Origin of the sequence: Escherichia sp. AM3 (genome assembly GCF_032029835.1) — a bacterium.
Lineage (GTDB): Bacteria > Pseudomonadota > Gammaproteobacteria > Enterobacterales > Enterobacteriaceae > Escherichia > Escherichia coli.
The window spans coordinates 21645-48321 of record NZ_JAVUPQ010000027.1 but is presented as its reverse complement, the minus strand read 5'-3'; the positions used below and the strand labels follow the sequence as shown (position 1 = coordinate 48321).

Here is a 26677-nt window from a genome sequence, read left to right as displayed (position 1 = left end):
CGGTGGAGCTGCATGACAAAGTCATCGGGCATTATCTGAACATAAAACACTATCAATAAGTTGGAGTCATTACCAACTGACTCATCGGGCAAATAAACAAACAGTTGCTGAACACCTTGCTGATGCAATGCATTCACTGCGGCATTACGGTCAGCATCGCTGGTGATCGCCTGTCCCCATAAAATTTCCAGCTCCGGTAAAGTGGGTTTCAGGGTGTGAATATGCGCCAGCCAGTGTTTGATTTTGCCCGCTTTGAATTCTGAAACGGTATCGACAAACACCGGGATTTCATCAGCGAGGGTAAAGACCCATTCCAGCGCCTCGGCTGTCAGGTTGCAATCAGCCAGTACCACGCCCGCATGACGAAGTAAATCGCGCGACCCGTTCAGTAGTTGCGGTGTCAACTGTTCCAGCAGATGGGTATCGTTAATCGCCAGCACGGTTTGATCGTCTCGATTGGCAATTGCCAGATACGTCGATGTGCTTTGACCATGCAAACGAACGCAGCCGGAGACATTCACGCCGGCACGGCGCGTTTCTTCCAGGAGCATTTCGCCATAAAAGTCATCGCCAATCACTGAAAGCAAATGGACGTCACGGCCTAACAGCGCCAGATTGTGGGCGATGTTGCGTCCCACGCCGCCCGCCGAGCAATGAATTGTACCGGGATGAGAAGCCGCTTGCGGGTAACGGATATCCGCCATCCCGCGAATATCCATATTGATTGTCCCCACCACTACGCAGTATTCCTGCTCGGTGAGAATGTAACCTTTGCCTTTAATCCGCCCTTTGCGCATTAAATCCATAATATGCGCCGCAACGCGCGAACGACTGATTTGCAGCATGTCCGCAATTTCGTTCTGCTGAATCAGCGGGTTACGCCGTAAAATTGCAAGGATCTCCTTTTCCCGGTTATTCATCTTCAGGCTACCGCTTTTTCAGTTTGTTGCGCTTTCAGCCAGGCGATCTCTTCTGCCCAGATATCCGGGTTGATGGTTTCAAGGATCAGCGGAATGCCGTCGAAACGGTCGTCCTGCATGATCCAGCGGAACGCATCATGACCGATATTGCCTTCACCGAGGCTATGATGGCGGTCAACGCGGCTGCCAAAGGTGCTTTTCGCATCGTTAAGGTGCATCCCGCGCAGATACTTAAAGCCAACAATACGGGCAAAATCCGCGAACGTTTTCTCGCATTCGGCTGGAGTACGCAAATCATACCCGGCAGCGAAAGCATGGCAGGTATCAATGCAGACGCCGACACGGGATTTATCTTCCACGCCGTCGATAATCGCCGCGAGATGTTCGAATTTAAACCCTAAGTTACTGCCCTGACCGGCGGTGTTTTCAATCACCGCTGTTACACCTTGAGTTTTATCCAGCGCAATGTTGATGGATTCGGCAATACGCGCAAGGCAATCCTCTTCTGAAATCTGCATCAGATGGCTGCCAGGGTGGAAGTTGAGCAAAGAAAGCCCCAGTTGTTCGCAACGCTGCATTTCATCTATAAAGGCATCGCGCGATTTTTCCAGAGCTTCAGTGACCGGATGTCCGAGGTTAATCAGATAGCTGTCGTGGGGAAGAATTTGCGCCGATGTGTAGTGATATTTTTCACAGGCCGCTTTGAATTCATCGATGGTTTGCGTCGTGAGCGGTGCGGCACGCCACTGACGTTGGTTTTTGGTGAACAAGGCAAACGCGGTTGCGTCGATTTCGGCGGCGCGAATTGCGGCATTTGCCAGACCGCCAGCAGCACTAACGTGCGCTCCAATGTATTTCATGCGAGGACTCCTGTTAAACCCGCTGGAGGAAAACGGTAATGATAGCGGGTTAACAGGAGCAAGATGTAGTGGTTTATGCGATGACGCTTTGAATCACATAGTTAATCGCACCACCACCAACAATCAGCCAGGCAAACAGTACCAGTGCCATCAGCAGAGGTTTCGCCCCGGCTTTTTTCAGCGCGCTGACGTGAGTGGTCAGACCCAGCGCCGCCATCGCCATTGCCAGCAGGAAGGTATCCAGCGTTACCAGCATGTTCACCACGCTCTGCGGTAACAGGTGGAACGAGTTAAAGATGGCAACGACGATGAACAAGATGGCAAACCACGGAATAGTGATTTTGCTTTTCTCGCCGCTGTTCGCCCCAGACAGCTGTTTAACACGCGCCGCCAGCAGGATGAGGAACGGAGCCAGCATCATCACGCGCAGCATTTTGGAAATAACTGCTGCGTTTTCCGCATCCGGGCTGATAGCATGACCTGCCGCCACCACCTGCGCCACTTCGTGCACAGTAGAACCAATGTAGATACCGAAAGTTTCCGGACTAAACCATTGAGACATCAGCGGATATATCGCCGGGTAGAGGAAAATCGCGACGGTCCCGAAGATAACAACGGTTGCAACAGCCACGGTTACTTTACTGGCTTCCGCTTTCACTACCGGCTCAGTCGCCAGTACCGCGGCAGCACCACAGATACTGCTACCGGCACCGATCAACCAGCTGGTGTGCTTATCCAGACCAAACACTTTCTGCCCCAGGAAGCAAGCCAGCAGGAAGGTACTGGACAGCGTCAACACGTCAATGATGATCCCACTGATACCGACATCGGCAATTTGCGAGAACGTCAGACGGAAGCCATAAAGAATGATACCCAGACGTAATAAATATTGCTTGGCAAACAGCACACCACCGTCACAGCTTTTCCAGATGTGCGGATAGATGGTGTTGCCTAAAACCATCCCCAACAAGATTGCGAGGGTGAGGGCACTAAACCCGGCACCCGCAACCGCGGGAATGGAACCACCCCACAGGGCGACCCCGGTGATAACTGCACTCAGGGCTAACCCCGGAATAAAATGCCACAGTGTACGATGTTGTTTCTGTAAGGTGATATTCGTCATAACCCTCTCCTTTAACCGGGCATAAGGTTACGACTAACTGGTTTAAAAATAAAATTGATTATATATTTATAATTAATCTTTATAAGTGGTAAGCGACTATGCACATCACCCTCCGGCAGTTGGAAGTTTTTGCAGAAGTATTGAAAAGTGGATCAACCACCCAGGCGTCGGTGATGCTGGCGTTGTCGCAATCAGCAGTGAGCGCAGCCTTGACCGACCTGGAAGGGCAGCTTGGCGTGCAACTGTTTGATCGCGTGGGGAAAAGACTGGTTGTTAATGAACACGGGCGGCTGCTCTATCCGCGTGCGTTGGCATTGCTTGAACAGGCGGTTGAAATCGAACAACTGTTTCGCGAAGACAACGGCGCGATTCGTATCTATGCCAGTAGTACCATCGGTAACTACATTCTGCCTGCAGTTATCGCCCGTTATCGCCATGATTATCCGCAGTTGCCGATTGAACTTAGCGTTGGGAATAGCCAGGACGTGATGCAAGCGGTGCTGGATTTCCGCGTTGATATTGGCTTTATTGAAGGACCGTGCCACAGCACTGAAATCATTTCTGAACCGTGGCTGGAAGACGAGCTGGTGGTTTTCGCCGCGCCGACTTCGCCGTTGGCCCGTGGTCCGGTCACCTTAGAACAGCTGGCCGCTGCGCCGTGGATCCTGCGTGAACGCGGTTCCGGCACGCGGGAGATTGTCGATTATCTGTTGCTGTCACATTTACCGAAGTTTGAGATGGCGATGGAATTAGGTAACTCCGAGGCAATCAAACATGCGGTGCGTCATGGGTTGGGAATTAGTTGCCTGTCGCGACGTGTGATTGAAGATCAATTGCAGGCAGGCACATTAAGTGAAGTTGCGGTCCCTCTGCCGCGCCTGATGCGTACGTTGTGGCGTATACATCATCGGCAAAAACACCTTTCCAACGCGCTACGGCGCTTTCTGGACTATTGCGATCCCGCAAATGTGCCGCGTTAAGTTGCTGTACAAGAACATGCTGGTGCTGTGTCGATTTCGTGACGCAGCGCCTTCAGCATGCATTCGCCAGAAAAGAGATTGGCTGCTTTACTTATAATCCCTGGGCGATCATGAAGGTGTCTTATAACCGTGTATTTCTGCCGGAAGGATTGCCAATCGTCTGCTACAATCGCGCCTCATTTTTAAGATGGATAGCATTTTTGTATGGTTTCCGAAACTAAAACCACAGAAGCGCCGGGCTTACGCCGTGAATTAAAGGCGCGTCACCTGACGATGATTGCCATTGGCGGTTCCATCGGTACAGGTCTTTTTGTTGCCTCTGGCGCAACGATTTCTCAGGCAGGTCCGGGCGGGGCATTGCTCTCGTATATGCTGATTGGCCTGATGGTTTACTTCCTGATGACCAGTCTCGGTGAACTGGCTGCATATATGCCGGTTTCCGGTTCGTTTGCCACTTACGGTCAGAACTATGTTGAAGAAGGCTTTGGCTTCGCGCTGGGCTGGAACTACTGGTACAACTGGGCGGTGACTATCGCCGTTGACCTGGTTGCAGCTCAGCTGGTCATGAGCTGGTGGTTCCCGGATACACCGGGCTGGATCTGGAGTGCGTTGTTCCTCGGCGTTATCTTCCTGCTGAACTACATCTCAGTTCGTGGCTTTGGTGAAGCGGAATACTGGTTCTCACTGATCAAAGTCACGACAGTTATTGTCTTTATCATCGTTGGCGTGCTGATGATTATCGGTATCTTCAAAGGCGCGCAGCCTGCGGGCTGGAGCAACTGGACAATCGGCGAAGCGCCGTTTGCTGGTGGTTTTGCGGCGATGATCGGCGTAGCTATGATTGTCGGCTTCTCTTTCCAGGGAACCGAGCTGATCGGTATTGCTGCAGGCGAGTCCGAAGATCCGGCGAAAAACATTCCACGCGCGGTACGTCAGGTGTTCTGGCGAATCCTGTTGTTCTATGTGTTCGCGATCCTGATTATCAGCCTGATTATTCCGTACACCGATCCGAGCCTGCTGCGTAACGATGTTAAAGACATCAGCGTTAGTCCGTTCACCCTGGTGTTCCAGCACGCGGGTCTGCTCTCTGCGGCGGCGGTGATGAACGCAGTTATTCTGACGGCGGTGCTGTCAGCGGGTAACTCCGGTATGTATGCGTCTACTCGTATGCTGTACACCCTGGCGTGTGACGGTAAAGCGCCGCGCATTTTCGCTAAACTGTCGCGTGGTGGCGTGCCGCGTAATGCGCTGTATGCGACGACGGTGATTGCCGGTCTGTGCTTCCTGACCTCCATGTTTGGCAACCAGACGGTATACCTGTGGCTGCTGAACACCTCCGGGATGACGGGTTTTATCGCCTGGCTGGGGATTGCCATTAGCCACTATCGCTTCCGTCGCGGTTACGTATTGCAGGGACACGACATTAACGATCTGCCGTACCGTTCAGGTTTCTTCCCACTGGGGCCGATCTTCGCATTCATTCTGTGTCTGATTATCACTTTGGGCCAGAACTACGAAGCGTTCCTGAAAGATACTATTGACTGGGGCGGCGTAGCGGCAACGTATATTGGTATCCCGCTGTTCCTGATTATTTGGTTCGGCTACAAGCTGATTAAAGGAACTCACTTCGTACGCTACAGCGAAATGAAGTTCCCGCAGAACGATAAGAAATAAGTTTCCTCCCTTCCTTGCTAAGCCCTCTCAACCGAGAGGGCTTTTTCAATTCCATTTCCCTGACAAATCATGCGGATATAAAATTTAACATTTAGATTGATAATTGTTATCGTTTGCATTATCGTTACGCCGCAATCAAAAAAGGCTGACAAATCAGAGGCTGTTCCGGCTTTCTGGGATGATCACCTGCATAAAAAATAAGTCCACCGCGATGCTGCCGTACGCAAGGGGACGTGAAGAAGATGTGAGCGATAACCCATTTTATTTTCGTAGTTACCTCATGGAGATATGGAATGTTTAGGTTGAACCCTTTCGTACGGGTCGGGCTGTGTTTGTCCGCTATTTCTTGTGCATGGCCTGTGTTAGCGGTCGATGATGATGGCGAAACGATGGTTGTCACTGCATCTTCCGTGGAACAAAATCTTAAAGATGCACCTGCCAGTATCAGCGTCATTACCCAGGAAGACCTGCAGCGAAAACCGGTACAGAATCTGAAGGATGTCCTCAAAGAAGTGCCTGGCGTACAACTGACGAACGAAGGGGATAACCGTAAGGGCGTTAGTATTCGTGGTCTGGACAGCAGCTATACCCTGATTCTCGTCGACGGTAAACGCGTGAACTCCCGCAATGCCGTCTTCCGCCACAATGATTTCGATCTGAACTGGATCCCGGTCGATTCCATCGAACGTATTGAAGTGGTCCGTGGCCCGATGTCGTCGCTGTACGGTTCCGATGCGCTCGGCGGTGTAGTGAATATCATCACCAAAAAAATCGGTCAGAAATGGTCGGGTACCGTTACCGTCGATACCACCATTCAGGAACATCGCGATCGCGGTGACACCTATAACGGTCAGTTCTTTACCAGTGGACCATTAATTGATGGTGTGCTGGGAATGAAAGCTTACGGCAGCCTGGCAAAACGTGAAAAGGATGACCCGCAAAACTCAACGACCACCGATACCGGAGAAACGCCGCGTATTGAAGGATTCTCCAGCCGCGACGGCAATGTCGAATTTGCCTGGACACCGAATCAAAATCACGATTTTACTGCCGGATACGGTTTCGACCGTCAGGATCGTGATTCCGACTCGCTGGACAAAAACCGCCTGGAACGCCAGAACTACTCCGTCAGCCATAATGGGCGTTGGGATTACGGCACCAGCGAACTGAAATACTACGGTGAGAAAGTCGAGAACAAAAACCCTGGCAACAGCAGCCCGATAACTTCCGAAAGCAATACGGTCGACGGCAAATACACGTTGCCGCTGACGGCGATTAATCAGTTTCTCACGGTTGGCGGTGAATGGCGTCACGACAAACTTAGCGATGCGGTGAACCTGACCGGGGGAACCAGCTCCAAAACGTCTGCCAGCCAGTACGCGCTGTTTGTGGAAGATGAATGGCGGATCTTCGAGCCGCTGGCGCTGACGACCGGCGTGCGTATGGACGATCACGAAACCTACGGTGAACACTGGAGTCCGCGTGCCTACCTGGTTTATAACGCCACCGACACCGTAACGGTGAAAGGGGGCTGGGCGACGGCATTTAAAGCACCTTCTCTGTTGCAACTTAGCCCTGACTGGACGAGCAATTCCTGCCGTGGCGCATGTAAGATTGTGGGTAGCCCGGATCTGAAACCAGAAACCAGCGAAAGTTGGGAGCTGGGGCTTTACTACATGGGTGAAGAAGGCTGGCTGGAAGGGGTTGAATCCAGCGTTACCGTTTTCCGTAACGATGTGAAAGATCGTATCAGCATCAGCCGTACGTCTGACGTCAACGCTGCACCGGGCTACCAAAACTTTGTTGGTTTTGAGACGGGCGCTAACGGACGGCGCATACCGGTATTTAGCTACTACAACGTTAACAAAGCTCGTATTCAGGGCGTGGAAACCGAACTGAAAATTCCGTTCAACGATGAATGGAAACTGTCGATCAACTACACCTACAACGATGGTCGTGATGTCAGCAACGGCGAAAACAAACCGCTATCCGATCTGCCGTTCCATACTGCTAACGGTACGCTGGACTGGAAACCGCTGGCGCTGGAAGACTGGTCATTCTATGTTTCTGGGCACTATACCGGGCAGAAACGCGCCGACAGCGCGACGGCTAAAACACCGGGCGGTTATACCATCTGGAATACCGGCGCGGCCTGGCAGGTGACTAAAGACGTCAAACTGCGCGCAGGCGTGCTGAACCTTGGCGACAAGGATCTCAGTCGTGACGACTACAGCTATAACGAAGACGGACGTCGTTACTTTATGGCAGTGGATTATCGCTTCTGATGAGAAGATGCCCGGCGAACCGGGCGGACTTTCACTTCAGTAAATACTGCGCATGGAAGCGCAGGTGATCCTCTATAAAAGAGGCGATGAAGTAGTAACTGTGATCATATCCCGGCTGAATACGCAGCGTCATCGGCCACGCTTTCTGGCGCGCGGCTTCTGCCAGTACCGCAGGTTGCAACTGGTCGGCAAGAAACTGATCATTATCGCCCTGATCGATAAGCGTCGGGATCGCATCCTGCGCGTTACTGGCATACATCAGTGCGCAACTGTCCCATTCCAGCCATGCATTTTTGTCCTCACCTAAATAGCTGCTAAACGCTTTGATTCCCCACGGGACGCTGCACGGATTCACAATTGGCGCAAAGGCCGAAACGCTGGTGTATTTACCCGGATTTTTCAGCGCCATAATCAGCGCACCGTGACCACCCATTGAGTGACCGCTAATGGCGCAGCGGTCGCTGACATTAAATTGCGACTGAACCAGCGCCGGTAATTCATCGCGCAGATAATCATACATCCGGTAATGCGTCGCCCACGGCGGTTGCGTGGCATTAAGATAAAAGCCTGCGCCCTGGCCTAAATCGTAGCCATCGTCGTTGGCAACCTTTTCGCCGCGCGGGCTGGTGTCTGGCATCACCAGTACAATCCCCAGTTCCGCCGCTACCCGCTGGGCACCCGCCTTGGTGGTGAAGTTCTCGTCATTGCAGGTTAATCCGGAAAGCCAGTACAGCACTGGTGGCGGAGTGTGATCACGAGGTGGAGGGAGAAAGATACTGAACGTCATCGGGCAGTTTAAGGTACTGGAGTCGTGTCGCCAGCGTTGCTGCCAGCCTTCAAAACAGCGGTGCTCTTCGAGCATTTCCATGCGTGGCTCCTTGTTGTGTTGTTTGCAATTTCTTCATCATACCGTTTATTCAATGTGCTGTGAGTAACTTTCACTTCCGTATTTGCATAACGATGTTTTAACATCTGCTGATGAAAGGCAGCGGCAATTACAATAATTATCGCTGTGAATACTGGATTATGTGCGCCGCCTCACGCACAATAATCAGGCTGTAAATCAGCTTAATAACTTTGCCCCCACGCAGGGCGGAGGCGTCACACCTGCAGGAGAAATCATAAATGCCATCACTCAGTAAAGAAGCGGCCCTGGTTCATGAAGCGTTAGTTGCGCGAGGACTGGAAACACCGCTGCGCCCGCCCGTGCATGAAATGGATAACGAAACGCGCAAAAGCCTTATTGCTGGTCATATGACCGAAATCATGCAGCTGCTGAATCTCGACCTGGCTGATGACAGTTTGATGGAAACGCCGCATCGCATCGCTAAAATGTATGTCGATGAAATTTTCTCCGGTCTGGATTACGCCAACTTCCCGAAAATCACCCTCATTGAAAACAAAATGAAGGTCGATGAAATGGTCACCGTGCGCGATATCACTCTGACCAGTACCTGTGAACACCATTTTGTTACCATCGATGGCAAAGCGACGGTGGCTTATATCCCGAAAGATTCGGTGATCGGTCTGTCAAAAATTAACCGTATCGTGCAGTTCTTTGCCCAGCGTCCGCAGGTGCAGGAACGTCTGACGCAGCAAATTCTTATTGCGCTACAAACGCTGCTGGGCACCAATAACGTGGCTGTCTCGATCGACGCGGTGCATTACTGCGTGAAGGCGCGTGGCATCCGCGATGCAACCAGTGCCACGACAACGACCTCTCTTGGTGGATTGTTCAAATCCAGTCAGAATACGCGCCACGAGTTTCTGCGCGCTGTGCGTCATCACAACTGATTAAAAGGCAGGAACCATGGAGCGCAACGTCACGCTCGATTTTGTTCGCGGCGTCGCCATTCTGGGGATCCTGCTATTAAACATCAGCGCCTTTGGGCTACCAAAGGCGGCTTATCTTAATCCCGCCTGGTACGGCGCTATTACGCCGCAGGATGCATGGACCTGGGCATTTCTTGATCTCGTCGGCCAGGTGAAATTCCTCACGCTTTTTGCGCTGCTGTTTGGTGCGGGCCTGCAAATGTTGCTGCCCCGTGGCAGACGCTGGATCCAGTCGCGGTTAACGCTGTTAGTCTTGTTGGGCTTTATTCACGGTTTACTGTTCTGGGACGGCGATATTCTGCTGGCTTACGGGCTGGTGGGCTTAATCTGCTGGCGGCTGGTGCGCGATGCGCCATCGGTAAAAAGCCTGTTTAATACAGGCGTCATGCTTTATCTGGTGGGGCTTGGCGTTTTGCTGTTATTGGGGTTGATTTCCGATAGCCAGACCAGCCGCGCCTGGACGCCGGATGCATCGGCTATTTTGTATGAAAAATACTGGAAGCTTCACGGCGGCGTTGATGCGATCAGTAATCGTGCCGATGGTGTTGGCAACAGTTTACTGGCACTGGGCGCACAGTATGGCTGGCAACTGGCTGGGATGATGCTCATTGGTGCCGCATTGATGCGCAGTGGCTGGCTGAAAGGGCAGTTCAGCTTACGTCACTATCGTCGTACTGGTTTTGTGCTGGTGGCGATTGGGGTGATCATTAACCTTCCTGCCATCGCCCTGCAATGGCGGCTGGACTGGGCATATCGCTGGTGCGCCTTCTTACTTCAGATGCCGCGGGAACTGAGTGCGCCGTTTCAGGCGATAGGCTATGCGTCGCTGTTTTATGGTTTCTGGCCGCAATTGAGCCGCTTTAAGCTGGTGCTTGCGATCGCCTGCGTCGGACGGATGGCGCTGACCAACTATCTATTGCAAACGCTGATTTGTACCACGCTTTTTTACCACCTCGGTTTGTTTATGCATTTTGACCGCCTGGAGCTGCTGGCGTTTGTTATTCCGGTATGGCTGGCGAATATCCTCTTCTCTGTTATCTGGCTGCGTTTCTTCCGCCAGGGGCCGGTGGAATGGCTCTGGCGTCAGTTAACTTTGCGTGCTGCCGGACCGGCAATATCTAAAACATCAAGATAACGATCTGGATCACATTCGTTAACAAAACGGCTGTAACCGTTTCCATTGCTGTGACTCGATTCACGAAGTCCTGTATTCAGTGCTGACAAAATAGCCGCCAGCAAGCAGTCATTTACTGCAATCTCATAACAGGTAGTGAATATGATCACCATTCGTGATGTAGCGCGTCAGGCTGGCGTCTCTGTGGCAACGGTTTCCCGGGTGCTCAATAACAGCACGCTGGTCAGTGCCGACACGCGTGAAGCAGTAATGAAAGCCGTGAGTGAGCTGGATTATCGGCCAAACGCCAATGCCCAGGCGCTGGCAACTCAGGTTAGCGACACCATTGGCGTGGTGGTGATGGACGTTTCTGATGCGTTTTTCGGCGCGCTGGTAAAAGCGGTGGATCTAGTCGCTCAGCAGCATCAGAAATACGTGCTAATCGGCAATAGCTATCATGAAGCGGAAAAAGAGCGTCACGCCATTGAGGTGTTAATTCGCCAGCGTTGTAATGCGTTGATTGTTCACTCAAAAGCATTGAGTGACGATGAACTGGCGCAATTTATGGATAACATTCCCGGTATGGTGTTAATCAACCGCGTTGTGCCGGGGTACGCCCATCGTTGCGTTTGCTTGGATAATCTCAGCGGTGCCCGAATGGCGACGCGCATGTTGCTGAATAACGGTCATCAACGTATTGGTTATCTTTCTTCCAGTCACGGCATTGAAGATGACGCCATGCGTAAAGCAGGCTGGATGAATGCGTTGAAAGAGCAGGATATTATTCCGCCGGAAAGCTGGATTGGCACTGGTACGCCGGACATGCCGGGCGGTGAGGCGGCGATGGTTGAACTGCTGGGGCGCAATCTACAACTTACCGCTGTATTTGCTTATAACGACAATATGGCCGCTGGCGCACTGACAGCATTAAAAGATAATGGCATTGCGATTCCGTTACATCTCTCAATCATCGGTTTCGATGATATTCCCATCGCCCGTTACACCGACCCGCAATTAACGACCGTGCGTTATCCCATTGCTTCAATGGCTAAATTAGCCACCGAACTGGCCTTGCAGGGGGCAGCAGGCAATATTGATCCTCGTGCCAGCCACTGTTTTATGCCGACGTTAGTGCGTCGCCATTCTGTCGCAACGCGCCAGAATGCGGCGGCGATCACTAACTCAACAAATCAGGCGATGTAACCGCTTTCAATCTGTGAGTGATTTCACAGTATCTTAACAATGTGATGGCTATGATTGCACCGTTTTAACGTTGTAACCCGTATGTAACAGTGAATAATCACTTTCACCGAGGTAATAGCGTCATAACAACAATTAAAGCCGTTTTCTGGAGCGTTACCGGGCATGGAAGAACGAATTTTAAAAAGTGAGCTTCGGCGTTCAGTAACACTTCATTAACTCTACTGCCCCGCCGAGCATTTATCTCAAGCACTACCCTGCATAAGAAAAACCGGAGATACCATGAATAAGAAGGTGTTAACCCTGTCTGCTGTGATGGCCAGCATGTTATTCGGTGCCGCTGCACACGCTGCTGATACTCGCATTGGTGTAACAATCTATAAGTACGACGATAACTTTATGTCTGTAGTGCGCAAGGCTATTGAGCAAGATGCGAAAGCCGCGCCAGATGTTCAGCTGCTGATGAATGATTCTCAGAATGACCAGTCCAAGCAGAACGATCAGATCGACGTATTGCTGGCGAAAGGGGTGAAGGCACTGGCAATCAACCTGGTTGACCCGGCAGCTGCGGGTACGGTGATTGAGAAAGCGCGTGGGCAAAACGTGCCGGTGGTTTTCTTCAACAAAGAACCGTCTCGTAAGGCGCTGGATAGCTACGACAAAGCCTACTACGTTGGCACTGATTCCAAAGAGTCCGGCATTATTCAGGGCGATTTGATTGCTAAACACTGGGCGGCGAATCAGGGTTGGGATCTGAACAAAGACGGTCAGATTCAATTCGTATTGCTGAAAGGTGAACCGGGCCATCCGGATGCAGAAGCACGTACCACTTACGTGATTAAAGAGCTGAACGACAAAGGCATTAAAACTGAACAGTTACAGTTAGATACCGCTATGTGGGATACCGCTCAGGCGAAAGATAAGATGGACGCCTGGCTGTCTGGCCCGAACGCCAACAAAATCGAAGTGGTTATCGCCAACAACGATGCGATGGCAATGGGCGCGGTAGAAGCACTGAAAGCACACAACAAGTCCAGCATTCCGGTGTTTGGCGTCGATGCGCTGCCAGAAGCGCTGGCGCTGGTGAAATCCGGTGCACTGGCGGGCACAGTACTGAACGATGCTAACAACCAGGCGAAAGCGACCTTTGATCTGGCGAAAAACCTGGCCGATGGCAAAGGTGCGGCTGATGGCACCAACTGGAAAATCGACAACAAAGTGGTCCGCGTACCTTATGTTGGCGTAGATAAAGACAACCTGGCTGAATTCAGCAAGAAATAAGACTGATTGGGCGCAGTCGTTTACTGCGCCCTTATTGTATGGCCAACAAGGTAAAATTATATGGTCAGCTCAACGACTCCGTCTTCCGGGGAATACTTGTTGGAAATGAGCGGTATCAACAAGTCTTTTCCTGGTGTTAAGGCACTTGATAACGTTAATTTAAAAGTCCGGCCACATTCTATCCATGCATTAATGGGGGAAAACGGCGCAGGAAAATCAACATTATTAAAATGCCTGTTTGGTATTTATCAAAAAGACTCCGGCACCATTTTATTCCAGGGTAAAGAGATCGATTTCCATTCTGCCAAAGAAGCACTGGAAAATGGTATTTCGATGGTACACCAGGAGTTAAACCTGGTATTACAACGTTCGGTGATGGATAACATGTGGCTGGGGCGATATCCCACCAAAGGCATGTTTGTCGATCAGGACAAAATGTACCGCGAAACCAAAGCGATTTTTGATGAACTGGATATTGATATCGATCCGCGTGCGCGCGTCGGCACATTATCCGTTTCGCAAATGCAGATGATCGAAATCGCCAAAGCGTTTTCCTATAACGCGAAAATTGTGATTATGGATGAACCGACTTCTTCGTTAACCGAAAAAGAGGTCAATCATCTGTTCACTATTATTCGTAAATTAAAAGAGCGCGGCTGCGGTATTGTTTATATCTCGCATAAAATGGAAGAAATCTTCCAGTTATGTGATGAAGTTACCGTATTGCGCGACGGTCAGTGGATCGCCACCGAACCGCTGGCAGGACTGACGATGGACAAGATCATCGCCATGATGGTTGGGCGTTCTCTTAATCAGCGTTTTCCTGACAAAGAAAACAAGCCGGGCGAAGTCATCCTCGAGGTGCGTAACCTGACGTCACTGCGCCAGCCGTCGATTCGCGATGTCTCGTTTGATCTGCATAAAGGGGAGATCCTCGGTATTGCCGGGCTGGTGGGGGCGAAACGTACCGATATTGTTGAGACGTTATTTGGTATTCGCGAGAAATCGGCTGGCACCATAACGTTGCACGGCAAACAGATCAATAACCATAATGCCAACGAAGCCATAAACCACGGATTTGCACTGGTAACTGAGGAGCGCCGCTCAACGGGAATTTATGCCTATCTGGATATTGGTTTTAACTCGTTAATTTCCAATATTCGCAACTACAAAAATAAAGTTGGTTTACTGGATAACTCGCGGATGAAAAGCGATACCCAGTGGGTGATTGATTCGATGCGGGTAAAAACGCCGGGTCATCGGACGCAAATTGGTTCGCTCTCCGGTGGTAATCAGCAAAAGGTGATTATTGGTCGCTGGCTACTAACGCAACCAGAAATATTAATGCTCGATGAACCGACGCGCGGTATTGATGTCGGGGCGAAGTTTGAAATTTATCAGTTAATTGCCGAACTGGCGAAGAAAGGCAAGGGGATTATTATTATCTCCTCTGAAATGCCTGAGTTGTTAGGGATAACAGACCGTATTCTGGTCATGAGCAATGGTCTCGTTTCCGGAATTGTCGACACAAAAACAACAACGCAAAACGAAATTCTGCGTCTTGCGTCTTTGCACCTTTAAGATTAGGGGCTTCCCATGAGTGCGTTAAATAAGAAAAGTTTTCTTACTTACCTGAAAGAGGGCGGTATTTACGTCGTTCTTTTAGTTTTGCTGGCGATTATTATTTTCCAGGACCCAACATTTTTAAGTCTGTTGAACTTAAGTAATATTCTCACCCAGTCATCGGTGCGTATTATTATCGCGCTCGGTGTGGCAGGGTTAATTGTCACCCAGGGGACCGATCTTTCTGCTGGTCGTCAGGTAGGGCTGGCGGCAGTGGTGGCTGCGACATTATTGCAGTCCATGGATAACGCCAACAAAGTGTTCCCGGAAATGGCGACGATGCCGATTGCGCTGGTTATTCTGATTGTCTGTGCCATTGGTGCGGTGATCGGTTTGATCAACGGTCTGATTATCGCTTATCTCAACGTGACGCCGTTCATTACCACGCTCGGCACGATGATCATCGTCTATGGCATCAACTCGCTCTATTACGACTTTGTCGGGGCGTCGCCAATTTCTGGTTTTGACAGTGGCTTCTCTACCTTTGCTCAGGGCTTTGTCGCGCTGGGGAGTTTCCGTCTCTCTTACATCACCTTCTACGCGTTGATTGCGGTGGCGTTCGTCTGGGTGTTGTGGAACAAAACCCGCTTCGGTAAGAACATTTTTGCCATTGGCGGTAACCCGGAAGCGGCAAAAGTATCTGGTGTCAACGTCGGCCTGAACCTGCTGATGATCTACGCGTTGTCTGGTGTGTTCTATGCCTTCGGCGGGATGTTAGAAGCCGGACGTATCGGCTCTGCCACCAACAACCTCGGCTTTATGTATGAGCTGGATGCTATCGCGGCGTGCGTGGTAGGCGGTGTATCGTTCAGCGGCGGTGTGGGGACGGTGATTGGCGTGGTGACCGGGGTAATTATTTTTACCGTCATCAACTATGGCCTGACGTATATCGGCGTAAACCCATACTGGCAGTACATCATCAAAGGGGCGATTATTATCTTCGCCGTAGCGCTGGATTCACTGAAATACGCGCGTAAGAAGTGATGTGATTGTGGATATTGCCGGATGCGCTGCATCCGGCAATCGGTGCCAAATGCCGGATGCGTCTCTGGTTTTACAACGTTACCGGGTGTTCTTTCTCGCCTTTCTTAAACTTCACTTCCCCGAGCTCAATACAACCCACCGGGCAGACGTGACCACAAAGCAGACAACCCACACATTTCTCGGTATTACAATGCGGTGTGCGGGTTTTCTCGCTCCATTCCATCGCCTGGTGACCGCCGTCGTAACAGGAAATATAACAGCGTCCACAGCCAACACATTTATCAAGATTGATACGGGGATAGACAATATAACTGCGGTCTAAATCTTCCGCCGGGACAATATTGTTATTCGCCAGACCTACCATCTCCTGCAACGAATCAAACCCTTGATCGGCGAGATAATGCGACAACCCGCTCGCCATATCTTCCACTATCCGATAGCCGTACTGCATAATGCCGGTGGTGACCTGTAACGTTGCTGCGCCGAGCAATAAAAACTCCGCCGCATCTTCCCAGGTTTCAATGCCGCCGATACCGCTGATCGGGAAATCGCGCAGTTCTGGATGGGTGCGCATTTGCTGAATAAAGCGCAGGGCGATCGGTTTTACCGCTTTACCGGAATATCCGGAAATACTCGATTTACCGTTCACGATCGGCATACCGATTTTCTGATTAAGATCGATATTGGTGATGGATTTAACGGTGTTAATTGCCGCAATGCCATCTGCGCCGCCGCGCTTCGCCGCCAGCGCCACTTCGCACATATCACCGATATTCGGTGTCATCTTCGCCAGCATCGGCAGCGTGGAACCCCGTTTAACTGCCCGACAATATTTTTCTACCAGCTCCGGGCTTTGCCCGACATCGCTACCCATCGCATGAGACGTCATTTGCGGACAGGAGAAGTTACACTCGATCATATCCGCGCCAGCTTCTTGCACCAGGCGCGCCAGCTCCTCCCATTGCTGCTCATTTTCCCCCATGATCGAAGCGATCAATACTTTGTCCGGGTAATCTTCCTTCAGCCGACGCAGGGCGGCCAGATTCTCTTCCAACGGATGCTCGGCAATCTGCTCCATATTTTTGAAGCCGATAAAACCGGTATCTTCTTTCACCAGATGATCAAAACGCGGCGAGACTTCGTTGGCGATAAAAAAGCCGATCGTTTTAAACACCACGCCGCCCCAACCTGTGTCGTAGGCTTTGGCACACATCTCATAGCAGTTGCCTACCGGCGAAGAAGAGAGGCAGAACGGGTTGGGAAACTTCACGCCGCAAAAGGTAATCGAAAGATCTTTCGTTAACATGAGCAAGCTCCCTCTAAATAGTGATGAATCGCCTCGGCGGCTTCTTTCCCGGTTTTCACGGCATAGACCACGGTTTTGTCACCCTCAACAATATCGCCAGCAGCAAAGACTTGCGGATCGCGGGTCTGATAATTTTGTGTTTTGATGGTGTTACGCTGCGGCTCTAACTTCGCAAAGGCATCCAGTCTGGCATGCTGACCGACGGCGAGAATAATTTTATCTGCCACCATCGTCAGTTCGCCCGGTAACCGTACATGCTTAAACGTGACTTTATTGCCTTCCACGGCTACTGGCGTGAATCCATCGATGATCGAAACGCCCAGCTCCCGGGCGCTGGTAAACTCTTTTTCGCTTGCCGGAAACTCATCTAACTCTTCACGCGCTACGCAAGTTACCGCCTGACAGCCGAGAACTTTCAGCGTGCTGGCTACGTCCATCGCGACATCACCGCCGCCGATAATTAATGCGCTTTGTGGAATGCTGATATCGCCTTGCGCCTGTCGTGCACGTTGCAAGAAGTCGACGGCAATCTCAACGTCGCTATGCTCAAACAGCGGTAGCCCGGAACCGCTTGATAACCCCACGGTGACCAGTACCGCGCGGTTTTCCGCTTTCAGTTGCTCCAGGGTGAGTGTGTTACCGACTTCGTTGTTGCACTTAATGGTCACGCCCATTTTTTCAATACGGGCGATCTCTGCATCCAGCACTGATTGCGGTAACCGGAATTGCGGAATACCGTTACGCAACCAGCCACCGGGGTGCGCTTCTTTCTCATAAATCGTGACGTCATAACCCTGGTTTGTCAGTGTCACACTGGCCTGCAATCCGGCAGGACCTGCGCCAATAATCGCGACTTTGCCGAGCGTTTTAGTACCGGGCTGATAAATTTCCATTCCGGTTTGTTGTTCAAAATCAGTAACAAAACGCTGTAAGCGGCCGATATCAATGGGAGCATCAACACCGGCACGGGTACAACCGCTTTGGCATAATTTCTCCGTCGGGCACACTCTGGCACAAACGGCACCGAGGGCATTATTTTCGCGAATTGTCTCGGCAGCGCCTTTAAAATTACGAAAGTAGATTGAGCGAATAAATTTCCCCGGATCGGTCTGTGCCGGGCAAGCCTGACTACAGGGAGCGTCGTGACATAATAAACAGCGAGAGGCTTCTTTAATCGCCAGTAAAGACGTAAAAGCCGGAGTGAGTTCATCCAGATAATTTTGTTGCGGCATGTGATCTTCCTTAATGCTATAGGTAATTAAGGCGAGCGTTTAGTAAATAATAATGTACTGATATTAAGGCTAAGCGTGCGGGGGAATTTAAACTGTGAAAAGATTCACAAATAGCTGCGGTTAGGAATGTGATATCCGCAGCTTATCAGGTGAAGTAATAATTATTCTCAATAATTAACTGGAGAGGGGAATATTAACGATAGAAAATAAGATAAACAATCATGCCGATAGATAAAATTCCGAAGCCGATATATGCCACCATATAAGCGAAAAAGAGTCCGGGATTTTTTGCTCGCCAGACATACACCGGTTCCGGTGCATTTTTAACCCGTTTATCAATCGCGCCTGCGCGCCAGCCTTTCCATGCTTCGCGGAAACAAAATATCGGGATAAGGAAAAAAACGGCAACGACAAAAAACTGCTGTACATCCATAACTACTTTCCTTGTTTCTTTTGTAATTCAAGTAACTGTTCGGGTGTGACGGCGGGATACCCCTGCGCATCTTCCGGTACCTGGTGCATAGCCGGAATAGGGACCAGCGGCCCTAAAAAACGCGGTTCACGTTTAAAAATATAAAGGTCAGCCAGCGCACCGAAACGGGCGGCAAATTCACGAATACGTACTGACAGCATATCTTTCGGTGACGGTACGGCATAACACTGAGCCTGAATCCCCATATGCAGCGCAATAAATAATGCTCGCTCACAGTGGAAACGTTGGGTGATAATAATGAAATCATTAGTATCGAAAACTTTGCGTGTACGCACGATGGAATCCAGCGTACGAAAGCCTGCGTAATCGAGAACAATATCTGATGGGTCGACACCAGCAGCGATTAAATCTTTGCGCATGGTCATCGGCTCATTATAACTTTGCAATGCGTTATCGCCGCTCAGTAATAGATAATTTACCTTACCGCTGTTATAGGCATTAATCGCTCCTTGAATGCGGTAGCGATAATACTGATTAATTACGCCAGTACGATAATATTTTGCTGTTCCGAGCACCACACCGACCTGGCGGTAGGGGAGATCCTGCAATTCGTCGTAGATATAAGGCGCGGTTTTCCAGCTCATCCAGCGATCGAGGCCGAGCACAGTCAACAGCAGCAAGCCGATCAGGACTAACAGGCTGAGGAACACGCGCTTTAACATGCAGGAGACTCGATCTAAGGAAAATTTCCATCAGGCTACTTTACCCGCTGGTTTTGCGCAAGAAACGGCAAACTGTTTGCCGGGATTTTCGACACCAGGAGAGGGCTGGCAAGCCGGACAAGGCGTTCACGCCGCATCCGGCACCAGGCTTAAGCGAGAAGTACGCGGTCGATACTGTGACAGCCGAGAGCTTTCAGCGTTGCGGAGGTGGCATCCCACTGAATCAACGGCGCATCGGCTTTTTCTGCCAGAACCGCGCGCTGGATATCCGGGTAATCATAACCCTTGAGATTCAATAGAATTAACGCTCCCTGCAACGGTGGCAGAGTCGGGTTGAATGCGGCGTTTTCAGCGTAGCTGCCGCTGAAAATTCGACCGTCTTTACATTCCAGCGCAACACCGCTTGGCGACTTACTGTAAGGCATGTGCGAACGGTTTGCCGCCGCAATCGCCGCCTGAGAAAGCGCATCACCAGTCAGCGCATAGCCGTGATCCTGCTCGTCCATCAGCAGCGTTTTAATCTCCAGATCTTTCGGCCCAAAGGCATCCGGCAGATAGTCACGCAGCGCGTGTGCCTCGCGGCCCGGCAGATGAATACGCAGATCCAGACCGCTGTTCAGTTCATTCATAAACTGACGGCAGTGACCACAAGGCGTGTAGTTAACGGTGATGGCTGCAAGCGCTTTTTCACCACTCAACCAGGCGTGGCTGATCGCGCTTTGTTCGGCATGAACGGTTTGCTGCATTGTCGCACCAATAAATTCCATATTGGCACCAAAATACCAGGTTCCGCTCACACCGCGCGCAATTGCGCCAACATTAAAATTCGACAATGGCGTACGCGCACAGGCCGCCGCCAGCGGAAGTAGTGCGAATGCCAGCGCGTCTTCGTCCAGCCCCGTTGCGCTCTTCAGCGATGAGACTTGCTCCCCGGTCAACAAAGCGGGGAAGTACTTGTCTGCCAGAATAGGTTCCAGTGCAGATTGCAAGTTATCCGCAAGTTGGGCAAAAGCGGTTTGAAAACGTGGATGCATGGCGTTGCCTCATAATCATGTAATGGGATAACAGTTTACGAACCCGTTATGGCTTTATATGTGATCTGAATCTCATTAATTATGCAACGCGTGAAACTTACATCAAAAATGCGCGACGCATCGCAAATTTTAGCCCATTACTGCCAGAATAATCGGGAAAAGGAACGGTGCGATCAGCGAAGTAATTATCCCGCATAACACCAGCGCTAGCGAACTAAATGCACCTTCCTGATAATCCAGCTCGGCGCAGCGCGCCGTACCGAGGGCGTGCGAGGCAGTCCCCATTGCCAGACCGCGCGCAGCTTTGGTACGAATACGCATCGCATTAAGCAATGTATGGCCAAATACCGCGCCGAGGATGCCGACGAAAATCACGCAAACTGCGCTGATTGCCGGAATACCGCCAATACTGCCGCCAACCGCCATTGCAATAGGCGTGGTGACTGATTTCGGCAGGATTGACGCGGCGATTTCCGGTGAAGCGCCCATCAACAATGCCACGGAAGTCCCCGTCACCATCGCAACCACGCTGCCGATAAAACAGATGGTGATGATCGATTTCCAGCGCGCGCGGATCTGGTGTAGCTGCTCATATAAAGGATAGGCCAGCGCGACGACCGCCGGTTGCAGCAGATCGTTTAGCACTTCGCTACCTTTAAAGTAGCTGTCGTAAGAGATGCCAGTCAGCATTAAAAAAGGAATGATCACCACCATTGCTACCAGCAACGGGTTAAGCAAGGGAAACTTATACCGTGCCGCCAGTTTGCGGGCGGCAAAAAAGACAATCAATGTCAGCGGTAATGACCACCAGATATTCGCCATCATTCTTCTGATCCTTTCTGACCTACGACTTTACGTTCACCGTGTACCAGTTGCGAACTCCAGCTCACCACCAGAAAAACCACCAGCGTACTGACTGCACAGGAAACCACTACCGGGCCAAACTGTGCGCGGAGCAAATCAAAATATTGCATGACGCCTACGCCAATCGGCACAAACAATAGCGCCATATAGCGAATCAGTACGTAGCACCCCGGATTGACCCATTTTGCCGGAAGAATTTGCAAGGCCAGCAGGACAAACAGGATCAGCATCCCGATGATGCTGCCCGGAATGGTTACCGGTAGCAGGGAAGCAATGAAAATGCCTGCATACAGGCAGGCATAAATCAGGACGAAAGCGCGTAAATATTGCCAGATAATGTTCAGTGTCTTACTCATAATCAACACCCCAGATGAGATGGATTCATCATACAATTAATTCGTAAAACGTGCTACCGATCACATTAAGAAATCAGCGCTTATTTTTTCGCTCCCCGGCATTACGCAATGCGCAGCGAACTCAGGCATACATCAAGCATAGAGAGGGATTGCAGTTTGCAGCAATCCCTCTTTGCAGACCTTTAATCCGCTGACCATAGGCGCTAACATAGCGCCTCATTTTTTTGCGGGTGATGATATGCGTGTGTTACTGGCACCGATGGAGGGAGTGCTTGACTCTCTGGTGCGTGAATTGCTGACCGAAGTTAACGACTACGATCTGTGCATCACCGAGTTTGTCCGCGTGGTGGATCAACTGCTGCCGGTAAAAGTCTTTCATCGCATTTGCCCTGAGCTACAAAACGCCAGCCGGACACCATCTGGTACGCTGGTGCGCGTGCAGTTGTTAGGTCAGTTCCCACAATGGCTGGCAGAGAACGCCGCCCGTGCGGTGGAGTTAGGTTCCTGGGGCGTGGATCTCAATTGCGGCTGCCCGTCGAAAACGGTTAACGGTAGCGGCGGCGGGGCGACGTTACTCAAAGATCCTGAACTCATCTACCAGGGTGCAAAAGCGATGCGTGAAGCTGTACCGGCGCATTTGCCCGTCAGCGTGAAAGTGCGTCTGGGCTGGGACAGCGGTGAGAAGAAATTTGAAATCGCCGATGCGGTTCAACAGGCTGGCGCTACGGAGCTGGTGGTGCATGGGCGGACGAAAGAGCAGGGTTACCGCGCGGAGCATATTGACTGGCAGGCGATTGGCGATATTCGCCAGCGGCTGAATATTCCGGTGATTGCCAACGGTGAAATCTGGGACTGGCAGAGCGCGCAACAATGCATGGCGATCAGCGGCTGCGACGCAGTGATGATTGGTCGCGGGGCGCTCAATATTCCCAACCTGAGCCGGGTGGTAAAATATAACGAACCGCGAATGCCGTGGCCGGAGGTGGTTGCTTTGCTGCAAAAATATACCCGTCTGGAAAAGCAGGGCGATACCGGGTTATATCACGTTGCGCGGATTAAACAGTGGTTGAGTTATTTGCGTAAAGAATACGATGAAGCAACGGAATTATTTCAGCATGTTCGGGTGTTGAATAATTCCCCTGATATTGCAAGGGCTATTCAGGCAATTGATATCGAGAAACTCTAAAAAACCATAGTGATGTTTTTTGACAATGTGTTAGCTCTTTATCAATAGGCCGCACGGTTGTTTGGTGGCGTCAAAATTGCCGAGGCGTTCCCTGAAGGCCGGGGCAGCCCACATGGATGTGGGCTGAGGGCGCGTTTTACAGGGATGTTACCTCGCGCCCAACCCGGTAGCCGTAAGGGATAAGCCGAGGGCACCGCGCAGCGGCGATTTTGTTCGCCAGAGCCCGGGGGTGCAGGGGGCGGCGGCGATTGGCCGCCCCCTGCGCGCTCCTTGCGCCAGTGATTATATGAAGCAATGCACATGACAGGAGCGCAACAGGATGAGAGACTGAAATATTCTCGTTATTTTCGGACCTGATGACATTAATTAATTTTAAAATATCATCTTAAATACGCCAGTCACCACCAGTAGCCCAATCAGGAAAATAATCAATACAGCCCAGAGTATAATTTTCATTGGCGTTCCTTTATTTGTGAGTGCTGAATAAGTATAGGAAAAAACGAAGCCCTTTGCCGTTATCCATAAACGATTAAGATAAATCGGAAGATATCATTCACTTAGTGTATATTTTTCTGGATATGTCGTTTTATTGCCACTGATGTATTGCCACGCGAAACTAAAAAATATATCGCAACACACGGTAATCTCCGCGCACCTTTTCTTACCTGATTATTCCCCCATGAATCGTGATTCCTTTTATCCAGCCATCGCCTGTTTTCCGCTGTTACTGATGCTGGCCGGGTGTGCGCCTATGCATGAAACCCGCCAGGCGTTAAGCCAGCAAACGCCCGCTGCACAAGTTGACACCGCATTACCCACGGCGCTGAAAAATGGTTGGCCAGACAGCCAATGGTGGCTGGAGTATCACGATAATCAACTCACTTCCTTAATTAACAATGCACTACAGAACGCACCGGATATGCAGGTGGCTGAACAGCGCATTCAGCTAGCTGAAGCCCAGGCGAAGGCAGTTGCCACTCAGGATGGTCCGCAGATCGACTTTTCGGCGGATATGGAGCGGCAAAAAATGTCGGCAGAAGGCTTAATGGGGCCGTTTGCTCTGAACGATCCGGCCGCAGGTACGACCGGCCCGTGGTACACCAACGGTACTTTTGGCTTAACGGCGGGCTGGCAGCTCGATATCTGGGGAAAGAATCTGGCGGAGGTTACTGCCCGCCTGGGTACGGTTAAAGCACGGGCGGCGGAACGCGAGCAAACCCGCCAATTGCTGGCTGGCAGCGTAGCCCGCCTGTACTGGGAGTGGCAAACCCAGGCGGCGTTAAACACGGTCTTGCAGCAAATAGAAAAAGAGCAGAACACCATTATCGCGACCGATCGCCAGCTATATCAGAACGGGATTACTTCTTCAGTTGAAGGTGTGGAAACCGATATTAATGCCAGCAAAACCCGGCAGCAGCTCAACGATGTCGCGGGGAAAATGAAAATTATTGAGGCACGGTTAAGCGCACTTACAAATAACCAGACAAAGTCATTGAAGCTTAAACCGGTCGCGTTGCCGAAAGTGGCAAGCCAGCTTCCTGATGAACTGGGGTACTCCTTACTGGCCCGGCGGGCAGATTTGCAGGCGGCGCACTGGTACGTTGAGTCATCGCTAAGCACCATTGATGCGGCAAAAGCGGCATTTTATCCTGACATCAACCTGATGGCCTTCCTGCAACAGGATGCGTTGCACTTAAGCGATCTGTTCCGTCATTCCGCGCAGCAAATGGGCGTTACGGCAGGCCTGACGCTACCCATTTTCGATAGTGGTCGTCTTAACGCCAATCTCGATATCGCAAAAGCCGAAAGCAACTTGTCTATCGCCAGCTACAACAAAGCGGTGGTTGAAGCGGTGAATGACGTGGCGCGGGCAGCCAGTCAGGTTCAGACACTGGCGGAGAAAAACCAGCATCAGGCGCAAATTGAGCGCGATGCCTTGCGTGTGGTAGGTCTTGCGCAGGCGCGCTTTAACGCGGGCATCATTGCTGGTTCCCGCGTCAGCGAAGCTAGAATCCCCGCGCTGCGTGAGCGGGCCAATGGCCTGTTATTGCAAGGGCAGTGGCTGGATGCCTCCATTCAACTCACTGGTGCGTTGGGCGGGGGTTACAAACGCTGATGATATGCGCCTTCTATACTTAACGTTTATTCAGCGTTAAGTGGAGAACTCGATGGCACAGGTTGCGATTATTACCGCCTCCGATTCGGGGATCGGCAAAGAGTGCGCGTTATTACTGGCGCAGCAGGGGTTTGATATTGGTATTACCTGGAACTCAGATGAAGAAGGGGCAAAAGATACCGCGCGTGAGGTAGTTAGCCACGGCGTACGTGCGGAGATCGTGCAGCTGGATCTCGGTAAACTGCCAGAAGGTGCGCAGGCGCTGGAGAAACTCATTCAACGGCTGGGGCGTATTGATGTGCTGGTGAATAATGCGGGCGCAATGACCAAAGCGCCGTTTCTTGATATGGCTTTCGATGAGTGGCGCAAGATTTTTACCGTTGATGTCGATGGTGCATTTTTATGCTCACAAATTGCGGCCCGCCAGATGGTGAAACAAGGGCAGGGCGGTCGCATCATCAACATTACGTCGGTACATGAACATACGCCGCTGCCGGATGCCAGCGCCTACACAGCCGCTAAACATGCGCTCGGTGGGTTAACCAAAGCGATGGCGCTGGAGCTGGTCAGGCATAAGATTTTGGTGAACGCAGTCGCGCCTGGGGCGATCGCCACGCCAATGAATGGCATGGATGACAGCGACGTGAAGCCCGACGCGGAGCCTTCGATTCCTCTGCGGCGTTTTGGCGCAACGCATGAGATTGCCAGCCTGGTAGCGTGGCTGTGCTCAGAGGGCGCAAATTACACCACCGGGCAGTCGTTGATAGTGGATGGCGGCTTTATGTTGGCGAATCCGCAGTTCAACCCAGAATAGCGCAGTGAGGTGCGTGGTTATTTCAATGGGTAAAATTTTGGTAGGCATGATAAGACGCACAAGCGTCGCATCAGGCATGGTGCACCGGATGTCGGATGCGGCGCGAACGCCTTACCCAGGGCAATGGTTTTACGCCTGATGATCCGGCTTTTTCTTCCCGCGCCGTTTCAGCCACCAGCGCACGCCTACCACCAGAACCACGACCAGAATCAACCAGACCCAGTGCTTCAAATGCTGGTCGAGAGTGTGCAACCACGGCGCAATCACCTGACCACCAGCGTAACCGATAGTGGTAAAAATCAACGCCCAGGCAAATGCGCCGAGAATATTAAGCGGCAGAAAGATTTTCGGCGGCAGCTGGCTGGCACCAATCAGCGTCGGGCCAATCACCCGAAAGCCATACATAAAGCGCGTACCAATGACAAACAGATACGGATGGCGTTGGATAAGTTTCTGCGCCCGCTCAATTTTATCCTGATGTTTCGAGAAACGGCGTAACAGCTTGCCGCCAAACCGCCGCCCGCACAGATAAAGCACCTGGTCGCCAATCATGCCGCCAAGCGCCACAGAAAGTACCACCAGCGGGAACTTTAATAGCCCCTGATGTGCCGCAACGCCTCCCAGCAAAGTCACGGTTTCACCTTCCGCCAGGCTACCGATCACCAGCGCGGCATAACCATATTGTGAGATGAGTGTATTGAGATCCATAGGCCAGTCTGTCTCCCTTTGGTTGCCTT

The 26677-nt window shown here is 51.3% G+C and carries 25 protein-coding genes and 1 pseudogene; 13 read left to right on the top strand and 13 right to left on the bottom strand.

The features are described 5' to 3' along the window. The first annotated feature begins 2 nt into the window (after positions 1–2). Complete coding sequence (locus RTW80_RS31355; protein WP_003032489.1) at positions 3–59, top strand: IS1 family transposase; 57 nt, start codon at positions 3–5, stop codon at positions 57–59. Positions 60–74: 15 nt separating this feature from the next. Here RTW80_RS31355 and RTW80_RS12265 read toward each other — a convergent pair. From RTW80_RS12265 to RTW80_RS12255, 3 genes and pseudogenes are all read right to left on the bottom strand, one after another. Next, a pseudogene (locus RTW80_RS12265) lies at positions 75–920 on the bottom strand (sugar kinase); the annotation flags it as partial. A 2-nt stretch (positions 921–922) separates the two neighbouring features. Further along, entirely contained in the window at positions 923–1780 is an 858-nt protein-coding gene (gene nfo / locus RTW80_RS12260; protein ID WP_000873890.1) for a deoxyribonuclease IV, read from the bottom strand. A 73-nt stretch (positions 1781–1853) separates the two neighbouring features. Further along, positions 1854–2903: a YeiH family protein gene (locus RTW80_RS12255; protein ID WP_000182053.1), complete on the bottom strand. Its 1050-nt coding sequence runs from the start codon at positions 2901–2903 to the stop codon at positions 1854–1856. A 98-nt stretch (positions 2904–3001) separates the two neighbouring features. Here RTW80_RS12255 and yieE point away from each other — a divergent pair, with 98 nt between their 5' ends. From yieE to cirA, 3 genes are all read left to right on the top strand, one after another. Next, complete coding sequence (gene yieE, locus RTW80_RS12250; protein WP_000548294.1) at positions 3002–3883, top strand: DNA-binding transcriptional regulator YeiE; 882 nt, start codon at positions 3002–3004, stop codon at positions 3881–3883. Between the two features lie 204 nt (positions 3884–4087). Beyond that, positions 4088–5557 (top strand): lysine-specific permease, encoded by a 1470-nt coding sequence (gene lysP / locus RTW80_RS12245; RefSeq protein ID WP_000253273.1) that lies wholly within the window; start codon positions 4088–4090, stop codon positions 5555–5557. Positions 5558–5850: 293 nt separating this feature from the next. Continuing rightward, positions 5851–7842, top strand: coding sequence for a catecholate siderophore receptor CirA (gene cirA / locus RTW80_RS12240; RefSeq protein WP_000489247.1), 1992 nt, complete (start codon positions 5851–5853; stop codon positions 7840–7842). A gap of 31 nt (positions 7843–7873) precedes the next feature. Here cirA and yeiG read toward each other — a convergent pair whose 3' ends face one another. Further along, the gene (yeiG, locus tag RTW80_RS12235) at positions 7874–8710 is read right to left on the bottom strand and encodes an S-formylglutathione hydrolase (protein ID WP_000425438.1); all 837 of its coding nucleotides are present in this window, start codon (positions 8708–8710) and stop codon (positions 7874–7876) included. Between the two features lie 257 nt (positions 8711–8967). On the opposite strand from yeiG, the gene folE reads away from it, so the two are divergent. The 6 genes from folE (at position 8968) to mglC (ending at position 15877) form a co-directional block, all read left to right on the top strand. Next, entirely contained in the window at positions 8968–9636 is a 669-nt protein-coding gene (gene folE / locus RTW80_RS12230; protein ID WP_001139613.1) for a GTP cyclohydrolase I FolE, read from the top strand. A 16-nt stretch (positions 9637–9652) separates the two neighbouring features. After that, positions 9653–10810 carry a DUF418 domain-containing protein YeiB gene (gene yeiB, locus RTW80_RS12225; RefSeq protein WP_000440919.1) on the top strand — a complete coding sequence of 386 codons (1158 nt, stop codon included), beginning with the start codon at positions 9653–9655 and terminating at the stop codon, positions 10808–10810. Positions 10811–10951: 141 nt separating this feature from the next. Then, the gene (gene galS, locus RTW80_RS12220) at positions 10952–11992 is read left to right on the top strand and encodes an HTH-type transcriptional regulator GalS (protein WP_032247683.1); all 1041 of its coding nucleotides are present in this window, start codon (positions 10952–10954) and stop codon (positions 11990–11992) included. A gap of 279 nt (positions 11993–12271) precedes the next feature. Then, positions 12272–13270: a galactose/glucose ABC transporter substrate-binding protein MglB gene (gene mglB, locus RTW80_RS12215; RefSeq protein WP_001036964.1), complete on the top strand. Its 999-nt coding sequence runs from the start codon at positions 12272–12274 to the stop codon at positions 13268–13270. Between the two features lie 60 nt (positions 13271–13330). Further along, complete coding sequence (gene mglA / locus RTW80_RS12210) at positions 13331–14851, top strand: galactose/methyl galactoside ABC transporter ATP-binding protein MglA (protein ID WP_000255039.1); 1521 nt, start codon at positions 13331–13333, stop codon at positions 14849–14851. 15 nt (positions 14852–14866) lie between these two features. Beyond that, entirely contained in the window at positions 14867–15877 is a 1011-nt protein-coding gene (gene mglC / locus RTW80_RS12205; protein WP_001275118.1) for a galactose/methyl galactoside ABC transporter permease MglC, read from the top strand. A gap of 70 nt (positions 15878–15947) precedes the next feature. On the opposite strand, the gene preA is transcribed toward mglC, so the two are convergent. The 7 genes from preA to RTW80_RS12170 form a co-directional block, all read right to left on the bottom strand. Continuing rightward, positions 15948–17183 carry an NAD-dependent dihydropyrimidine dehydrogenase subunit PreA gene (gene preA / locus RTW80_RS12200; protein ID WP_000956071.1) on the bottom strand — a complete coding sequence of 412 codons (1236 nt, stop codon included), beginning with the start codon at positions 17181–17183 and terminating at the stop codon, positions 15948–15950. After that, the gene (gene preT / locus RTW80_RS12195) at positions 17177–18415 is read right to left on the bottom strand and encodes an NAD-dependent dihydropyrimidine dehydrogenase subunit PreT (RefSeq protein ID WP_001136388.1); all 1239 of its coding nucleotides are present in this window, start codon (positions 18413–18415) and stop codon (positions 17177–17179) included. The genes preA and preT overlap by 7 nt, the downstream gene beginning before the upstream one ends. Before the next feature lie 193 nt (positions 18416–18608). Next, a complete protein-coding gene (locus tag RTW80_RS12190) occupies positions 18609–18848 on the bottom strand; it encodes a DUF2542 family protein (RefSeq protein WP_000383096.1) in 240 nt (79 codons plus the stop codon). A gap of 2 nt (positions 18849–18850) precedes the next feature. Further along, positions 18851–19570 carry an outer membrane permeability protein SanA gene (sanA, locus tag RTW80_RS12185; protein WP_000920064.1) on the bottom strand — a complete coding sequence of 240 codons (720 nt, stop codon included), beginning with the start codon at positions 19568–19570 and terminating at the stop codon, positions 18851–18853. A gap of 149 nt (positions 19571–19719) precedes the next feature. Beyond that, positions 19720–20604 (bottom strand): cytidine deaminase, encoded by an 885-nt coding sequence (cdd, locus tag RTW80_RS12180; RefSeq protein WP_000553555.1) that lies wholly within the window; start codon positions 20602–20604, stop codon positions 19720–19722. A gap of 129 nt (positions 20605–20733) precedes the next feature. Beyond that, the gene (locus RTW80_RS12175; RefSeq protein WP_000968208.1) at positions 20734–21429 is read right to left on the bottom strand and encodes a CidB/LrgB family autolysis modulator; all 696 of its coding nucleotides are present in this window, start codon (positions 21427–21429) and stop codon (positions 20734–20736) included. Continuing rightward, positions 21426–21824, bottom strand: coding sequence for a CidA/LrgA family protein (locus RTW80_RS12170; RefSeq protein WP_001295452.1), 399 nt, complete (start codon positions 21822–21824; stop codon positions 21426–21428). Before RTW80_RS12170 ends, RTW80_RS12175 begins: the two co-directional genes overlap by 4 nt. 238 nt (positions 21825–22062) lie before the next feature. On the opposite strand from RTW80_RS12170, the gene dusC reads away from it, so the two are divergent. Then, a complete protein-coding gene (dusC, locus tag RTW80_RS12165; protein ID WP_001264861.1) occupies positions 22063–23010 on the top strand; it encodes a tRNA dihydrouridine(16) synthase DusC in 948 nt (315 codons plus the stop codon). A 372-nt stretch (positions 23011–23382) separates the two neighbouring features. Here the strand turns inward: dusC and yohP are convergent, their stop codons facing one another. Further along, positions 23383–23466, bottom strand: coding sequence for a small membrane protein YohP (gene yohP / locus RTW80_RS12160; RefSeq protein WP_000691708.1), 84 nt, complete (start codon positions 23464–23466; stop codon positions 23383–23385). Positions 23467–23689: 223 nt separating this feature from the next. Between yohP and mdtQ the strand changes: the two genes are divergently transcribed. Together mdtQ and RTW80_RS12150 are read left to right on the top strand one after the other, a co-directional pair. Next, entirely contained in the window at positions 23690–25126 is a 1437-nt protein-coding gene (gene mdtQ / locus RTW80_RS12155) for a multidrug resistance outer membrane protein MdtQ (RefSeq protein WP_063119379.1), read from the top strand. A 52-nt stretch (positions 25127–25178) separates the two neighbouring features. Next, positions 25179–25940: an SDR family oxidoreductase gene (locus RTW80_RS12150; protein WP_000079564.1), complete on the top strand. Its 762-nt coding sequence runs from the start codon at positions 25179–25181 to the stop codon at positions 25938–25940. 129 nt (positions 25941–26069) lie between these two features. On the opposite strand, the gene RTW80_RS12145 is transcribed toward RTW80_RS12150, so the two are convergent. Further along, complete coding sequence (locus tag RTW80_RS12145; RefSeq protein WP_001300768.1) at positions 26070–26648, bottom strand: DedA family protein; 579 nt, start codon at positions 26646–26648, stop codon at positions 26070–26072. Between the last annotated feature and the right edge of the window lie 29 nt (positions 26649–26677).

What these genes read in the sequence shown, in the direction of transcription:
- yeiB (WP_000440919.1), top strand. Translation starts at nt 9,653, where the DNA reads ATGGAGCGCAACGTCACGCTCGATTTTGTTCGCGGCGTCGCCATTCTG.
- dusC (WP_001264861.1), top strand. Translation starts at nt 22,063, where the DNA reads ATGCGTGTGTTACTGGCACCGATGGAGGGAGTGCTTGACTCTCTGGTG.
- yeiG (WP_000425438.1), bottom strand. Translation starts at nt 8,710, where the DNA reads ATGGAAATGCTCGAAGAGCACCGCTGTTTTGAAGGCTGGCAGCAACGC.
- mglB (WP_001036964.1), top strand. Translation starts at nt 12,272, where the DNA reads ATGAATAAGAAGGTGTTAACCCTGTCTGCTGTGATGGCCAGCATGTTA.
- folE (WP_001139613.1), top strand. Translation starts at nt 8,968, where the DNA reads ATGCCATCACTCAGTAAAGAAGCGGCCCTGGTTCATGAAGCGTTAGTT.
- cdd (WP_000553555.1), bottom strand. Translation starts at nt 20,604, where the DNA reads ATGCATCCACGTTTTCAAACCGCTTTTGCCCAACTTGCGGATAACTTG.
- mdtQ (WP_063119379.1), top strand. Translation starts at nt 23,690, where the DNA reads ATGAATCGTGATTCCTTTTATCCAGCCATCGCCTGTTTTCCGCTGTTA.
- RTW80_RS12170 (WP_001295452.1), bottom strand. Translation starts at nt 21,824, where the DNA reads ATGAGTAAGACACTGAACATTATCTGGCAATATTTACGCGCTTTCGTC.
- lysP (WP_000253273.1), top strand. Translation starts at nt 4,088, where the DNA reads ATGGTTTCCGAAACTAAAACCACAGAAGCGCCGGGCTTACGCCGTGAA.
- galS (WP_032247683.1), top strand. Translation starts at nt 10,952, where the DNA reads ATGATCACCATTCGTGATGTAGCGCGTCAGGCTGGCGTCTCTGTGGCA.
- sanA (WP_000920064.1), bottom strand. Translation starts at nt 19,570, where the DNA reads ATGTTAAAGCGCGTGTTCCTCAGCCTGTTAGTCCTGATCGGCTTGCTG.
- yohP (WP_000691708.1), bottom strand. Translation starts at nt 23,466, where the DNA reads ATGAAAATTATACTCTGGGCTGTATTGATTATTTTCCTGATTGGGCTA.
- RTW80_RS12255 (WP_000182053.1), bottom strand. Translation starts at nt 2,903, where the DNA reads ATGACGAATATCACCTTACAGAAACAACATCGTACACTGTGGCATTTT.
- RTW80_RS12190 (WP_000383096.1), bottom strand. Translation starts at nt 18,848, where the DNA reads ATGGATGTACAGCAGTTTTTTGTCGTTGCCGTTTTTTTCCTTATCCCG.
- RTW80_RS12150 (WP_000079564.1), top strand. Translation starts at nt 25,179, where the DNA reads ATGGCACAGGTTGCGATTATTACCGCCTCCGATTCGGGGATCGGCAAA.
- cirA (WP_000489247.1), top strand. Translation starts at nt 5,851, where the DNA reads ATGTTTAGGTTGAACCCTTTCGTACGGGTCGGGCTGTGTTTGTCCGCT.
- RTW80_RS12175 (WP_000968208.1), bottom strand. Translation starts at nt 21,429, where the DNA reads ATGATGGCGAATATCTGGTGGTCATTACCGCTGACATTGATTGTCTTT.
- nfo (WP_000873890.1), bottom strand. Translation starts at nt 1,780, where the DNA reads ATGAAATACATTGGAGCGCACGTTAGTGCTGCTGGCGGTCTGGCAAAT.
- mglC (WP_001275118.1), top strand. Translation starts at nt 14,867, where the DNA reads ATGAGTGCGTTAAATAAGAAAAGTTTTCTTACTTACCTGAAAGAGGGC.
- yieE (WP_000548294.1), top strand. Translation starts at nt 3,002, where the DNA reads ATGCACATCACCCTCCGGCAGTTGGAAGTTTTTGCAGAAGTATTGAAA.
- preA (WP_000956071.1), bottom strand. Translation starts at nt 17,183, where the DNA reads ATGTTAACGAAAGATCTTTCGATTACCTTTTGCGGCGTGAAGTTTCCC.
- preT (WP_001136388.1), bottom strand. Translation starts at nt 18,415, where the DNA reads ATGCCGCAACAAAATTATCTGGATGAACTCACTCCGGCTTTTACGTCT.
- RTW80_RS12145 (WP_001300768.1), bottom strand. Translation starts at nt 26,648, where the DNA reads ATGGATCTCAATACACTCATCTCACAATATGGTTATGCCGCGCTGGTG.
- mglA (WP_000255039.1), top strand. Translation starts at nt 13,331, where the DNA reads ATGGTCAGCTCAACGACTCCGTCTTCCGGGGAATACTTGTTGGAAATG.